The sequence below is a fragment of the Candidatus Planktophila lacus genome, assembly GCF_002287925.1.
GTDB classification, from domain to species: Bacteria; Actinomycetota; Actinomycetes; order Nanopelagicales; family Nanopelagicaceae; genus Planktophila; species Planktophila lacus.
In genome coordinates, this window is sequence record NZ_CP016769.1 from 133,349 (window position 1) to 148,032 (window position 14,684).

Genomic DNA, 14,684 nt, shown 5'->3' on the forward strand with positions numbered 1-14,684 from the left:
ACGGTTACTAAACGGCGAGTGCGATAGTTCATTTAAATATTATTCGCGCCCAGGTGCTTCGATGGTGAAAGTGCAACCATCGTGAAACCAAGTGCAATCAGCACCGGAACCATGATGTAAGCGCGTGAAATACCGAAGTTATCGCCCAAGATTCCGAGCAATAACGGTGAGCAAGCGATTGCGATACCTGCAGCGATTGAGCTCTTGCCCATAGCCAAATCTGGACGGCCTTCGCTAAATGCCACCATGCGCAGCGTAAATAGTGGGAATTGCACTGAGATTCCAAGTCCAACCATAAATAGCGTGATTAAGCACAGCGCCAAGATGTGAGAAGACCAGAAGAGTCCGAAGGCAACAAATTGCAAAGCAAGTGCGATCTTTAACTGTTCATCCGCATGGAAACGCTTTAGAACGCGACCGGCATACCAGCGCCCTGTTCCAACGCCGGTACCAAAGGCGATTACCGCAAGCGTTGAAATAGCAGCACTTGCATCGGTGCGATCACTAATCAACGATGCTGACCAGAAAGATGTTGCAAACTCTGCACTGATCGAGATAAAGAATCCGGTAAATGAGAACCAAAAACCGCGCGATAACTTTCCGCGTTGTGGACCATCTTCATCAGGCGTATGCGAATCTGGTTCGTGCTTACGCCCCAAAATAAATAGCGCCACGATAAAGGGAATGGTGATCAACATTCCAACGCGCCATTGATCGCGGACAATATTTGCAGTTGATCCAATTACAAAGTTTCCAGTAACAAATCCTGCAATTGCCACAGCATTGATCTGTGCGACCGCAGTATGTGAACGTTCTGCGAAGGCATGAGAACCAGCTGTATTTACATTGTTAATAACAACGGAGATTCCCCAACCTGCAATAAGTGTTGCTAGCAGAGTTAGTTGTACTGGGGGAGCAAAGACGAAAAATACAATGCCGATTGAAAATACTGTTAAACCGATCCAAGTTGTATTTGAACGACCAAAGCGGTGGACCAACTTCGAATTCATACCACCGGCGATAATTGCGGCAACGCCCATTGCAGTTCCGTGAAGTCCGGCAACGCCAAGTGATGTGCCTTGATCTTCGCGAAGTAAAGCCTGTGATGGGCCAAAACCGCCAGTAAAGAAGTTAACAGTCGCTACTTGAAGTGCGAGCAGCCAGAACTGCCCGTTACGCTGAAATGTCTTTGGCATCTGAGCTTTAGAGCGCTGCTACAACGAAATCAATTGAGGCAGTTAGCGCATCAATATCACTTGGATCAACGGCCGGGAACATACCAATGCGAAGTTGGTTCTTACCTAGCTTGCGATATGGCTCGGTATCAACGATTCCGTTAGCTCGCAGGGCTGCAGCAACTGCAGTTGCATCAATTGATTCATCAAAGTTAATTGTTCCGACAACCTTTGAACGCATTGCAGGGTCTGTGACGAAAGGAGTTGTGTAAGAAGTCTTTTCTGCCCATGAGTACAACTTGGCAGAAGATTCAGCGCTACGGCCGGCTGCGAATTTAAGACCACCATTGCTGTTCATCCATTCGATCTGATCTGCAAGGAGCATCAACGTCATAAGAGCTGGCGTGTTGTAAGTCTGATCAAGGCGTGAGTTTTCAATCGCAATTCCAAGATCAAAGAACGCTGGCACCCAACGGCCACTTGCCTTGATTTTTTCAGCGCGCGCAATTGCCGCAGGGCTCATTAGCGCAAGCCAAAGCCCACCATCAGATGCAAAAGATTTCTGAGGTGCAAAGTAATAAGTATCAAATTCTTTTGCATCAACTGCGAGTCCACCTGCAGCACTTGTTGCATCAACCAGAACTAGCGCACCGTCGGTTCCGGCAGGGCGCTTGATTGGCATTGCAACGCCAGTCGAAGTTTCGTTATGTGTAAGTGCGTAAACATCAACGCCAGCTTCGGCAACTGCTTGTGGGTGTGAACCAGGTTCTGACTTAATAACAGTTGGCTCGCCAAGAAATGGTGCTTCCTTTGCAGCAGATGCAAACTTTGAAGAAAATTCACCGAAAACTAAGTGTTGTGATTTGTTTTCAATTAAACCAAATGTTGCGATATCCCAGAACGCAGTTGATCCGCCGTTTCCGAGTACAACTTCATAACCTTCTGGCAGCGTAAATAGTGAGTTAAGTCCTTCGCGCACGCGATGAACCACGTTCTTAACTGGCTTTTGGCGGTGAGATGTTCCGAGAATCGATAAACCAGATGCGCCGAGTGCAGCAAGTGCTTCCGGGCGAATCTTTGATGGACCACAACCGAAACGGCCATCACGTGGTTTGAGATTATCTGGGATCTTAATATCTGCGCTCATGGGCTAAGACTACGGGTAGTAGCGAGTGATCTCCCACTCGGTTTCGCTGTTAGCCCGCTCATAGCGCAAGCGATCATGCAGCCTTGAATAGCGCCCTTGCCAGAATTCAATACTCATCGGTGTAACGCGATAGCCGCCCCAATGTGGTGGCTTCGGAACGATGCTGCCCTCGGGCCATTTCTCAGATGCACCGGCGAAGCGTTGTTCTAGTTCTTCGCGCGATGAAAGTGGGGATGATTGCGCACTTGCCCATGCACCGATTTGGCTGGACCACGGACGCGTTGCAAAGTATTCGGCTGATTCACTTTCGGAAATCTTTTCGACAAATCCACTTATCGAAACTTGGCGTTCCATCGCAAACCAGGGAAATAAAAGTGTGACTTGCGAATTTAGCTCCATCTCCTGTGCTTTACGCGATGAGTAATTTGTAAAGAAGGTGAAGCCGCCTTCCGAGATATCTTTTAATAAAACGGTGCGCGTAGAGATATGTTCGCCAGCACCCAAGGTTGAAAGCACCATCGCGTTGGCTTCGACGATGACGGCATTTGCCGCGGCCTCATGGAGCCAGGTATTGAAAGCGGCGAATGGATCGGCGGGTAAATTCTCGAGTCCAACCTCGCCGTAAGAACGGCGCATGGCACGGATCGCTTCACGGTCGAGTTCGCTCATAGATGTATCGAACCTCACTTTTACCTCTGCGTCATCTTCTAGGACTTCCTAGTGATTTCCTGGATGGGTGGTCGTCAGCACCCCCTCGGACGGTGCAGAATTGGAGCATGTCAGATGATTTCAAACCCGGCCTGGAAGGCGTTATCGCCTTCGAATCACAAATTGCAGAACCAGATAAAGAAGGCAGCGCACTGCGTTATCGCGGCGTTGATATCGATGACCTTGTTGGTCGCGTTACCTTCGGAAACGTTTGGGGTCTACTCGTAGACGATCTCTTCAATCCAGGTTTACCAAATGCTGAACCGTTCCCACTACCTGTTCACTCAGGTGATGTGCGCGTAGATATCCAATCAGCGATTGCGATGTTGGCACCAGCATGGGGTTTCAAACCACTACTTGATATTTCAGATGAAGAAGCGCGCAGCAACCTGGCACGCACATCTGTAATGGTTCTTTCATATTTGGCACAAGCTGCTCGCGGTACTTGGCAGCCAATGGTTCCGCAATCAGAAGTTGATAAGGCGCACACAGTTGTTGAGCGCATGATGATCCGTTGGCGCGGAGAGCCTGACCCACTTCACGTTCGCGCGATCGATGCTTACTTTGTATCAGCTGCAGAGCACGGAATGAATGCATCAACATTTACCGGTCGCGTAATTGCTTCAACTGGTGCAGATGTTTGTGCAGCAATCTCTGGTGCAATCGGTGCGATGTCAGGTCCACTTCATGGTGGCGCTCCATCACGTGTATTACACATGATTGAAGAAGTAGAAAAGTCTGGCGATGCAACCGCTTACGTAAAGGGCTTACTTGATCGCAAAGAGCGCTTGATGGGATTCGGACACCGCGTTTACCGCGCCGAAGATCCACGCGCTCGCACACTTCGTCGTACTGCTAAAGAACTTAACGCACCACGTTACGCGGTTGCAGAAGCGCTTGAAAAGGCTGCTCTGCAAGAGCTTCGTGAGCGCCAACCAGATCGCGTCTTGGAGACAAACGTTGAATTCTGGGCAGCGATTATCTTGGACTTCGCACAAGTACCAGCACCACTCTTTACATCAATGTTTACTGCAGCTCGTACTGCAGGTTGGTCAGCACACATTCTCGAGCAGAAGCGCACTGGTCGTTTGATCCGTCCATCTGCACGTTATGTTGGCAAGGGCCCACGTAAACCTGAAGATGTTGATGGCTGGGATGACTCAGTCGGAATGCTCCACCTCTAAAGCGCAAAGAAATGGCTATACGTCGAAACATCGTTTGGTTTCGACGTGATCTGCGTATTTCTGATCATCCTGCTTTAGTTGCAGCGATCGAAAATAGCGATGAGATAGTTCCTGTCTTCATCCTTGATAAAGCACAGATTGCTGAAGCCGGCGAAAAACTCCTCGCTTACATGGGGCAATCACTTCGCGCGCTTGATGAATCACTTGGCAATAAGTTGCACATTATTGAAGGCGATCAAGTTGAAGTCTTAAAAGAACTTATCGAGCTATATGGCGTAACTGAAGTTCATATCTCAACTGAATACGAACGCTACGGCGCAGAACGCGATCTACGTGTTGAAAAAGCGGGCATCAATTTAATTCGTACCGGAAGTCCTTACGCAGTTGCACCGGGACGCGTTGTAAAGCCAAGCGATGGAACTCCGTATCGCGTTTACACACCGTTCTATCGCGCTTGGTGTGTTCATGGTTGGCGGGCACCTGCCAAGACTCCGAAAGAGATTAAAGCTCCAACTCCACCTGCTAAGTACCGTGCTTTTCCTGATTTTCCGATGCCAGAAGGCGTTGAAGTAATTAAGGCCGGAGAAGCTGCAGCCCTTGCACGCTTTAAAGAGTTTGTTAAGAAGGGCCTCGATAGTTACGACGAGAACCGTAACTTTGCCGGAATTGATGGCACATCCAAGATGAGTACTTACCTAAAGTTTGGCGAGATCCATCCGCGTACCTTGATCCAAAACTTAGGCGATTCCAAGGCGCACGATACTTTCCGTAAAGAGATTGCTTGGCGCGAGTTTTATGCTGATGTTCTCTTTAACAACCCGCACACCGATACCGATTACTACGCACCACAATTTAAGGCGATGCGTTATGACAAACCCGGCAAACAATTTAAAGCTTGGTGTGAAGGCAAGACCGGCTACCCATTTGTTGATGCCGCGATGCGTCAGTTGGTTCAAGAAGGTTGGATGCACAACCGCACACGAATGGTTGTGGCCTCTTTCTTGGTTAAGGATTTGCACCTTGAGTGGCAACTTGGAGAACGTTTCTTTGCCGAACATTTAGTTGATTTTGATCCCGCATCAAATGCTCATGGCTGGCAATGGACTGCCGGCACCGGCACCGATGCTTCACCTTATTACCGCGTTTTTAATCCCATCGAACAAGGTCGACGTTTTGATGAAAACGGCGATTACATTCGCAAATATGTTCCCGAACTAGCCCATTTATCTGCGGCGGAGATACACGAGCCATGGCTTTACTTAGATGGATATTCCAAGGGATATGCAGAACGAATTGTTGATCACGCTGCCGAACGTCTGGAATCTCTAGAAAGACTTAAGGAAATTAAGGCTGATAAACCGCTGCCTCCACAATAGCTACACCGCTGCGCTTTGCTTCATACATTGCCGCATCTGCACGTTGCAGTAAATCACCGTTCTTATCATTTCTTACATGGCCGATACTTACGCTAATTGAGATTTGATTTCCACCGACAGTAAATGGATAACTCAACGTTGCTCGCAAAGCATACGCAACTTCTAAAGTTGTATCGGGGCTACCGAGCACGATTACTCCAAACTCATCCCCGCCAAGTCTTGCCAGCACAGATCCCGTTGGAAGCGACCGACTAAAGCGCATCGCAACTTGTTGCAGAATTTGATCGCCCATCTCATGTCCGTATTGATCGTTAACTGGTTTAAATCCATCTAGATCCAATAAAAGTAGCGCACCTTCCACGCCACTTAGCGCGCCGATTTCAGCAACTAAACGGCGACGATTGGGTAGTCCAGTTAACTCATCTGTTCGTGCCAAGATCTTCTCTTCACCTAAATTACTGGCTTGCCTGATCACTAGAGTCATTCTTATAAAGGCCATAAACAACGTAGCGATAGTTGGAATAACAACATAGATCGGGAAGTAATCAGGACGGAGCGCAATTGCAGATAGCAGCGCCGGGCTGATAAAGATAGAGACTGCAATTAACGCTGGATGTATTTTGGTTTCAGGCTGCAGATTATTTGGCGCTTCCCATAAAGAGAAGGTGATGATGGTTATTCCGAGCAACCAACCGTTATCGCTGATCTGTCCAAATTGGTAGGAATTAGTAATTTGCGCCCAAAGAAAATAGAAATCAGTGATTGCAAAAATCATAACTCCAGAAATCAAAAGCGCTGATCTATTTGAAAATCCAGAGACAACTGCGCTAACGATGGCGATTACAACTAAGGCGATGTCGCAGACGGGATATAAAACTGCAAAGAAGGCGCTCGTGCTATCCCCAGGGATATTGGAGATAAATTGAATAAGAATCAACGCAGTAACTATTGAACTCAAGCCCAGCCCAAAGATCGCCGCATCTAGCAGCTCAAGTAAACGCAGCCGCTGCCTCCGGCCAAGAATGCGTGGAATTGCCAAGAAAGCAAAAGGATAGAAGAGCGCATATGCGATATTTGAAAACAATAAAGAATTAGCGCTGAAGTTAAAGAATTGAGCAAGGCTCGAATAGAGCGAACCGATTCCCCATGAGGCAATTGCTAGCGCAGTGAAAGAGATGGCAAATGGATCACTATGCAGCGGTGCGCGGATTAGCGAGATAATCGCGGCAACGATAATTAAGTTAAAGAGAAATAGATCTAGAACAATTCCAGCATTTATCTGCAGAATTTTGGCGACGGTATGCCCGACCAGAATTGCTGGAGCGAACCATTTCCAGATTAGATGCGTGCGCACCCACGTAAGTTAAGGCGCGCGATTAAGCAAAACGAATAGGGCTAACCTAAGGCTTGCTCAAACTAACGAACGGCTTACGTTAAAGAGTTAGAAACCCTTGCTGCAGATCAACTTGGCCATGCCAAGTGTGGTCTCAATATCGGTCTTTGAGCTCTCATATTGGCTGAGCGCTTGTTCTTTTGCTCGCTCACTGCGATCACCCTGCTTACCAACAGTTGAGTAGGCCTTAATCGCTGCTTCATAACTACGAACCGCTGCGGCGTACTTATCGATAGTCGCCTTGTTCTTAGTTAGATTTGCAGTATCTGCTCGCAGCGCAGTTAGCGCAGTGTTGATCGTTGCAATCTTTGCCTGATATTCAGGGATCAATTTATTGGCTTTCTCAGTTTCGATCGCTTGCTTGGCCATATCTGCATCTAGCTTTGCAACAGTTTCATCTGTCGCAGCTTTGATCTTTGGCAAGTTTGCAACTGCCTTGTTATAAGTATTAGCTGTGTTAAGGCAATCCAGTGACAACCAAGTTAGCTTTGAATTCTTGACCAATGGGTTCTTTGCACAACGGTATGAAGAACCGCTTACCTTTGTGGTTTGGCCAGCCTTTTTACAAGCAACGCCATTGCTGACCTTGGTTGCAGCACTTGCTGGTACTGCAGTGATAGATGCGAGTACGAGAGCGGTGGCTCCGGCTACGACGATGGCCTTACGAAACATGAAAACCTCCATTGATGATGTCGTTATTTTAGCCAATGAGTGCTTGCATATCGGGGATGCAAGCGGAGAAAAGCATGTGAATTAGCGTTGTTTGACTCGCAAATTCATTCCGACCCTGCGAACCAGTGGTCGTGGAGCCAGAGTGATGAAACCCACCAAGAGTTTGTACTGCCATCCCGGAACCGAGACTGCCTTTCCTGCCTGCGCATCCTTCCAAGCCTGTGCGACAAGTCGATCCGAGTTAAGCCACATAAACTCTGGTAATCCCGCCATCTTCATACGGCCGCGTTGATGAAACTCGGTACGAGTAAATCCCGGACAGAGCGCGGAAACTTTTATCTTGGTAGCTGCAAGTTCGGTATGCATTGATTCGCTCAAAACAGTTAGATACGACTTCGAAGCGCTGTATGCACCACCCGCAATAAAACTAGCAACCGATGAGACGTTAATTACCGTTCCAGAATTGCGTTCTTTCATTCCGGGAAGTGCAACATGCATCAAGCGCATGGGCGTGCGCACCAATACTTTGAGGACTTCTTCCTCTTTTGCTAAATCACTCATCGTGAATGCCTTATTGATTCCAAAGCCAGCGTTATTAATCAGTACTTCAATCTCATTGTTTTTAACAAACTCTTCAGCTTTGGCACATCCAGATTCAGTTGCTAAATCAGCGACGATAACAACTGATTCGGCACCGAATTTATCCTTCAACCCTTGCGCTCGTTCGTGTAGACGAGCCTCATCGCGTGCGACCAAGACCAGGTTAAAACCTTGCGCCGCAAGCAAGCGAGTAAAGCTCTCACCTATTCCGGCAGTTGCACCTGTTACTAGCGCCCACTTTTTCATTTCGCCTCCGCAACTAATTTACTTAAGAGCGCCATAAGCGCTGGCCGGAACAACTGGATCGTTAGGTCGTATTGGAGCAAGATACTTGTAAGGAGCGTTTTGTGCGGGACGCTGATCAGCCTCACCTTTATTTGGCCACAATGACATTGCGCGCTCTGCTTGTGCAGTAATTGTTAGCGATGGATTCACACCTAGGTTTGCGGTGATGGAAGCCCCGTCTACTACATGAAGAGTTGGGTAGTTATAAACGCGGTGGTACGGATCGATAACTCCAGTTTTTTCATTTGCCCCAATTACACAGCCACCAACAAAGTGAGCGGTAAATGGTGCGCTAATTAAATCCCCAATATGCCCGCCTGCGATTCCACCATATTCATTTGCGATATGTCGCACCGCTTCATTGGCCGCGGGAATATAAGTAGCATTTGGCTTATCGCTATCGTTCTTGGAAGTTAACTTAAATCCAAATAAGCCGCGCTTTCCCTTTACGGTTACGGCAGAGTCAACATCTTGCATAACAAGTGCGATTACCGTCTTCTCGCTCCAGTGGCGCACATCAATTATTCGCAAAAGCAGCGAAGGCTTGGCTAAGAACTGCTTTAACCAATCGCGGCGCCTTTCTTTTCCAGTAAACCCATCGGTCATGATCGTTTGCAGCAATCCCATGAAGTTGCTTCCTTTGCCATAACGAACAGGTTCAATATGGGTATGTTCATCAGGAAAGAAGGAAGAGGTTATAGCTGCGCCACGACTGAAATCATTGTCGTGGTTATCCATAAGTGCACCAGTGAGGGCTTCACTATTTGTTCGGGATAGCGCGCCCAGGCGATCTGAAATGAGTGGTAATTGTTTACGTTTCATCTTATGCAATAACTTCTGAGTGTTAAATGTTCCGGCAGCAACCACAAGTTGATCTGCAATAAAGGTTGGTCCGCGCGAACCATCCCAAGCTCCGGTCTTCTCTGTTTTAACTATCCATTTTCCATCGCTGCGCTCTTCGAATTCTGTAACCGTTGTCATTGGAAATACTTTTGCACCTGCGCCCTCGGCAAGTCCCAGATAATTCTTGGGCAGAGTGTTCTTTGCGTTGTGGCGACAACCGGTCATACATTCACCGCAGTTTGTGCAGCCTTTGCGATCTGGTCCTTTGCCACCAAAGTAAGGATCACTCGCTGCTACGCCTTCACCTTTTCCAAAGTAAATTCCAAGTGGTGCCATCTTAAAAGTTTGTCCAACGCCCATCTTGGTTGCCGCAGATTTCATAGCCGCATCAGATGGCGAGAAGTAAGGATTCTCTTCAACTCCCAACATGCGTCGTGCTTGTTCATACCAAGGTTCGAGTTCGCGTTTCCAATCAGTGATATCTGCCCACTGTTTATCTTGGAAGTATTTATCGCCAGGTTGGTACAAAGTATTGGCGTAGACCAGTGAACCTCCGCCAACGCCTGCGCCACAAAGGACAAGTACATCGGGGAGGATATGAATTCTTTGGATTCCGAAACAACCGAGTGCTGGCGCAAATAGAAATTTATTTACGCGCCATGAGGTCTTAGGGAAGTCCTTATCTGCAAATCTCTTTCCGGCTTCAAGGACAGCTACGGTGTAACCCTTCTCGCGCAATCGAAGCGCAGTAACGGATCCACCAAAACCGGATCCGATTACTACGACATCGAACTGCAATTCCTTCGCCATCGCAGCCTCCCGTTTTTAAACGGTTAACTCCGCGACTGAGATTCCAGCTGTTGATTCATCACGAATATGCCAACTGGTTCCATACTCTTCAAGTAGATCAAGGAAAGGCTTGGCATCAAACCATTCTGGGCCGTTTACGCCTTCTGGTTTCCAAGTTCCTTTATGCAATAACTCCATCGCAATAACTGGATTAATTGCAGTCTGCCAAACAACTGCTTGATCTCCATAGTTAGCCATCGACCATTCGTTATCTACAACGTTGTACATGTAGCACGCATATGGTTTGCCTGACTTATCAAGGCCTTTAACTAAAGTGCCGGCGCAAGTTTTTCCGCGCATACGTTCACCAAGAGTTGCTGGATCTGGAAGAGATGCGGCAAGCAGATCGCGCGGTGAAACAGGATGGCCTTGAACTTCAACTGTCTCTTTACGATCCATACCAAGCATATGAATTGTCTTGAGAGTCGTGATGAATTGCGCACCAAGTCCGTATTTGAAGTTAACTTTCTTGGCATCGACTTTCTGCGGAATCAAAACAACTTCTTCGTGCTCAACGTTTACGCACTCAACAGGCCCGATTCCTTCAGGGAAATCAAAGACCTCGAGTTCACTAAATGGTTCAGTTGTAAACCAACCGCGACCATCTTCCCAAACTAGTGGCGGATTCAAACACTCTTCAATAGTTGTCCAGATTGAAAAAGATGGAGCAAAGTCAGCGCCTTCAACTACCAAGTTAGAACCATCGAGAATAGTTACTTCATCGATTCGGCTAAAGAGATGGTCAGATGCATATTTAGCAAAGACATCGCTCATTCCTGGCTCGATACCCATACCGACTAGCGCGTAAATACCGCGTTCGCACCAGTTCCAGTCACGAGCGAATTGTTCATCGCCGAGCTTTACTCCAGTTTCAGAATTTGGGTAATGCGGATGCGGACGAGAAAGAGACATCGCCATATCCATGTAATTTGTATTTTCAATTTCACAAGCTAAGAAGATCGGCATAACAAAGCGCGGATCTACGGCGTTAATGACAATATCTGGATTGGCCTTGCGAATCAGTGCGCGAATATCCTCGAGCTCTGCGGCGTTCACCTCCGCAGCTGAAAAGCGGGGATCTTTTACTCTTGCTACTGCTTCTTCGGCGCGTGACAGGTGGCGATCTGCAATGACCATTGAGGTAATAAATGGTCGACGAGATGCGATATTTGCTATTGCCCTGCCAACTCCGCCTGCGCCGATAACGAGCGCTTTCATGGGTGGCCTTTCATTCTTTAATACACACGATTCGTTGTTGAACGCGTTAGCCCTATGTTAATCGTAGAGATAACCTTTGCCAAGCGAAGATAACTTTTACGCAGGTCCCCGTAGCTCAGTGGATAGAGCAACCGCCTCCTAAGCGGTAGGTCGCAGGTTCAACTCCCGCCGGGGACACCATAAAAACTTTAACTGAAAATTACAGTGCGATGCCCAACGATAAAGATGCGATCTTCTGCATAGAGTTTTACCGCTTTAGCAAGTACGCGACGCTCGATATCACGACCAAGTGCGATCAATTCTTCAGGTGAAGATGAATGAGTTACATGTGCAACATCTTGTTCGATGATTGGACCTTCATCTAAATCAGCAGTAACAAAGTGCGCTGTTGCACCGATGATCTTTACACCGCGATCATGGGCTTGGTGATAAGGCTTAGCGCCTTTAAATCCTGGCAAGAACGAGTGATGAATATTGATGATCTTGCCTGGAAGTGCCGCGCAGAAATCGTTAGATAGAACTTGCATGTAACGCGCTAGAACTACGAAATCAATCTTTAACTCTGCAACTTTCGCCAGCAACGCTTTCTCTTGAGCAGCCTTATTTGAGGCATCAACTGGCAGATACATAAATGTAATTCCATGAGATTCAACTAACTGCTTTAGATCTTCACGATTGGAAACAACGAGTGGTATCTCAATTGGTAGCTCGCCGAGTTCAAGCAAATACATTAGATCGCGCAGGCAGTGGCTCTCTTTAGTAACCATAACGAGCGCGCGTGGTTTCTTAGCGGTTTCACGAATATGCAGAGCTGGTGAGAATTTTCCAAGTCCATCGCCCAGGCTCTTCTCTGCAGCTGCCAGGCCTTGCGAGGTTTCAAAGCGAGTGCGCATCACAAAGGTATTTGTCGTGTGATCTGTGAACTGTTGGTTTTCAATGATGTTGCCACCGCAGTTAAGCACGGCAGTTGTCATCGCATGGACAATGCCTGGTTGGTCTGCGCATTGCAGATTTGCGATGAGATCCATGACGTAAGGGTACGCGTTAGCGGTTATAGATAGAAATTAGTGCGTCATGGTGAAGCGGCGCAGCGGCTTTGGCGCCCACCAGTTGGTCTCACCAAAGAGCCTCATCAACGCTGGAACTAACAAGGCGCGAATTAGCGTGGCATCTAGCAACACGGCGAGTGAAACTCCAAAGCCCAACATCTTGATCGATGTCACGCCGCTAGTCATAAATGCAGCGAAGACGACTGCGAGAAGGAGCGCTGCTGCAGTAATTATTCGTGCAGAACGTTGCAGTCCAGTTGCTACTGATTCGATATTGCTCTTGCCAGCCATATGTTCTTCGCGAATGCGAGAGAGCAGGAAGAGTTCATAATCCATAGAAAGTCCAAAGACAACCACTGCAACCAAAATAACGGTTCCAGAATCTAGCGTTCCGGTAACGGTGAAATCACCCACTAACCATTTGAGATTACCGTCGATAAATATCCACGTGACTGCGCCAAGAGTTGCAGTTAGCGATAGAGCATTTAGCAATACCGCTTTAATCGGCAAGATAATTGAACCGGTAAAGATAAAGATCAAGATCATTACCCAGAATGCGATCCAACCAAGTGCCAGCGGCAAAGTTCGGGAGATTCCACTTTGCGAATCTGTGAAATCGGCAGCTGCGCCACCAATAAGAGCGCCATCTGGTTTATCCAAGGCGCGAATTTCTTTAATCAATCTTTCAGCATCCATGGTGCGAGAAGATTGGCCCGGAATGACTTGAATACGTAAATCACTTCCGTAAGTTTCGATTTCGCCGACGCGTGCAATTCCGTCAACTTTGGCAACCGATGTAAGGAAATCACTTACTTGGCTTTCTCTTCCGACACCGTTGGGAATAACAACTTCGATGGGGCTACCTTCAAATCCGCTAAATCGTTCGGTGATCTTTGCTGATCCAATCGCAGCAGGATCACTAGCTGGCAGAACGCGAGAATCTACCTGTGCAAATGCAATATTTGTAATTGGCGCAGCCATTACTCCAAGCAACAGAAGTGAACCAATCACAACTGGTACTGGTCGCTTCATGACATTGCGCGCAGTGTGCGCCCAACGACCATCTTCCTTAGGAGTTATTCCACCTTTTCGTACAGCGCCCTTATCAATCTTGTGTCCAAGCAGCGCCATGATTGCAGGTAGCGGAATTAACGCACCAAGAACTGCCAAGGTAACAACGCTTACCCCGGCATAGCCAAATGACTTAAGAAAATCTAAAGGAAAGAATAAGAGCGCGCTAAGCGTTACAAGCACAGTAAGACCTGAGTAGAAGACAGTCTTACCCGCAGTGTTAATAGTTGTGCGCACCGAGTCTTCAACGCTCTTGCCAGAGTGCAACTCTTCGCGGAAGCGATTGACCATTAATAAGGCGTAATCAATACCAAGACCTAGCCCAAGACCGGTGATCAAGTTAAGGGCAAAAATGCTCACATTGGTAAAGAGGGTAATTAGATAAATAATAAAGAAGGCGCCGAGGATTGCGCTAATTCCAACTACCAGTGGCATCGCTGATGCAACGAGCGCTCCAAATACAAAGATAAGTAATAAGAAAGTCAACGGAATCGCGATGGATTCGGCAAGTAACAAATCTTGTTCAATTTTATGGTTAATCGCATAAGTGACTACACCGGCACCTGCTGCATAGATCGTCAGATCTCCGCGCTTGCCATCGAAAGCAGCTTGAATATCTTTACCAATTTGTCCGATCGAATCAAAGTCACCTACCTCGGTATTTGCATAGGCAAATAAAAATGCCGCCTTACCGTCAGTTGATTTCAAGTTAGGTGCGCCACCAGTTGACCAGAAAGATAAAGTCTTTGAAATTCCAGCAATTTGCCCGACTTCTTTCTCAACTGCAAGTGCTTCTTGTGAAATCGCAGCGGCATCAACGCTCTTGTCACCGCTATCAATAATTAAAATAGCAACAGGTTCTTCAACTTTGAACTTTTCAGATAAGTATGTTGCCGCTTTTGCAGATTCGCTATTGAGATCTGAATAGCCACCCGAATCTAATTTTCCAAAGGCGAGTGAGCCAATACCACCGGCGAGGAGAATTCCGAGAGTGAAGAGGATTAAAACACGCTTGCTGCGCTTAACAATGAAATGACCGAGGCGTTCGAACACAAGCAAACTATGTAGGATTAGCCTTAGTTAGGCAATTGAGAATTGCGTATTGAGGGGGTGA

At 47.4% G+C, this 14,684-nt stretch carries 12 protein-coding genes and 1 tRNA gene; 3 read left to right on the forward strand and 10 right to left on the reverse strand.

Annotated features, from left to right (window positions below; all coding sequences use genetic code 11):
• Positions 1 to 32: 32 nt before the first annotated feature.
• The 3 genes from A1s21148_RS00645 to pdxH are packed head-to-tail and all read right to left on the reverse strand — an operon-like array spanning position 33 to position 2,991.
• Positions 33 to 1,196 carry an MFS transporter gene (locus A1s21148_RS00645; protein ID WP_095670578.1) on the reverse strand — a complete coding sequence of 388 codons (1,164 nt, stop codon included), beginning with the start codon at positions 1,194 to 1,196 and terminating at the stop codon, positions 33 to 35.
• 7 nt (positions 1,197 to 1,203) lie between these two features.
• Complete coding sequence (serC, locus tag A1s21148_RS00650; RefSeq protein ID WP_095670579.1) at positions 1,204 to 2,322, reverse strand: phosphoserine transaminase; 1,119 nt, start codon at positions 2,320 to 2,322, stop codon at positions 1,204 to 1,206.
• Positions 2,323 to 2,331: 9 nt separating this feature from the next.
• Entirely contained in the window at positions 2,332 to 2,991 is a 660-nt protein-coding gene (gene pdxH / locus A1s21148_RS00655) for a pyridoxamine 5'-phosphate oxidase (protein ID WP_095670580.1), read from the reverse strand.
• A gap of 107 nt (positions 2,992 to 3,098) precedes the next feature.
• Between pdxH and A1s21148_RS00660 the strand changes: the two genes are divergently transcribed.
• Positions 3,099 to 4,214, forward strand: coding sequence for a citrate synthase 2 (locus A1s21148_RS00660; RefSeq protein ID WP_095670581.1), 1,116 nt, complete (start codon positions 3,099 to 3,101; stop codon positions 4,212 to 4,214).
• Between the two features lie 11 nt (positions 4,215 to 4,225).
• A complete protein-coding gene (locus tag A1s21148_RS00665) occupies positions 4,226 to 5,590 on the forward strand; it encodes a cryptochrome/photolyase family protein (RefSeq protein WP_095670582.1) in 1,365 nt (454 codons plus the stop codon).
• On the opposite strand, the gene A1s21148_RS00670 is transcribed toward A1s21148_RS00665, so the two are convergent.
• The 5 genes from A1s21148_RS00670 to A1s21148_RS00690 form a co-directional block, all read right to left on the reverse strand.
• On the reverse strand, positions 5,559 to 6,944 hold the full coding sequence (locus A1s21148_RS00670) for a GGDEF domain-containing protein (protein WP_095670583.1): 1,386 nt from the start codon (positions 6,942 to 6,944) through the stop codon (positions 5,559 to 5,561). The two genes, A1s21148_RS00665 and A1s21148_RS00670, sit on opposite strands and share 32 nt — an antisense overlap.
• 87 nt (positions 6,945 to 7,031) lie before the next feature.
• On the reverse strand, positions 7,032 to 7,655 hold the full coding sequence (locus A1s21148_RS00675; protein ID WP_095670584.1) for a hypothetical protein: 624 nt from the start codon (positions 7,653 to 7,655) through the stop codon (positions 7,032 to 7,034).
• 81 nt (positions 7,656 to 7,736) lie between these two features.
• On the reverse strand, positions 7,737 to 8,501 hold the full coding sequence (locus A1s21148_RS00680) for an SDR family NAD(P)-dependent oxidoreductase (RefSeq protein WP_095670585.1): 765 nt from the start codon (positions 8,499 to 8,501) through the stop codon (positions 7,737 to 7,739).
• A gap of 18 nt (positions 8,502 to 8,519) precedes the next feature.
• Positions 8,520 to 10,193 carry a GMC family oxidoreductase N-terminal domain-containing protein gene (locus A1s21148_RS00685; RefSeq protein ID WP_095670586.1) on the reverse strand — a complete coding sequence of 558 codons (1,674 nt, stop codon included), beginning with the start codon at positions 10,191 to 10,193 and terminating at the stop codon, positions 8,520 to 8,522.
• A gap of 15 nt (positions 10,194 to 10,208) precedes the next feature.
• Positions 10,209 to 11,450, reverse strand: coding sequence for a saccharopine dehydrogenase family protein (locus A1s21148_RS00690; RefSeq protein ID WP_095670587.1), 1,242 nt, complete (start codon positions 11,448 to 11,450; stop codon positions 10,209 to 10,211).
• A gap of 104 nt (positions 11,451 to 11,554) precedes the next feature.
• Between A1s21148_RS00690 and A1s21148_RS00695 the strand changes: the two genes are divergently transcribed.
• Positions 11,555 to 11,630, forward strand: a tRNA-Arg gene (locus A1s21148_RS00695).
• Positions 11,631 to 11,638: 8 nt separating this feature from the next.
• Here A1s21148_RS00695 and purU read toward each other — a convergent pair.
• Together purU and A1s21148_RS00705 are read right to left on the reverse strand one after the other, a co-directional pair.
• Positions 11,639 to 12,478, reverse strand: coding sequence for a formyltetrahydrofolate deformylase (purU, locus tag A1s21148_RS00700; RefSeq protein WP_095670588.1), 840 nt, complete (start codon positions 12,476 to 12,478; stop codon positions 11,639 to 11,641).
• Positions 12,479 to 12,514: 36 nt separating this feature from the next.
• Positions 12,515 to 14,623 carry an MMPL family transporter gene (locus A1s21148_RS00705; protein ID WP_095670589.1) on the reverse strand — a complete coding sequence of 703 codons (2,109 nt, stop codon included), beginning with the start codon at positions 14,621 to 14,623 and terminating at the stop codon, positions 12,515 to 12,517.
• Between the last annotated feature and the right edge of the window lie 61 nt (positions 14,624 to 14,684).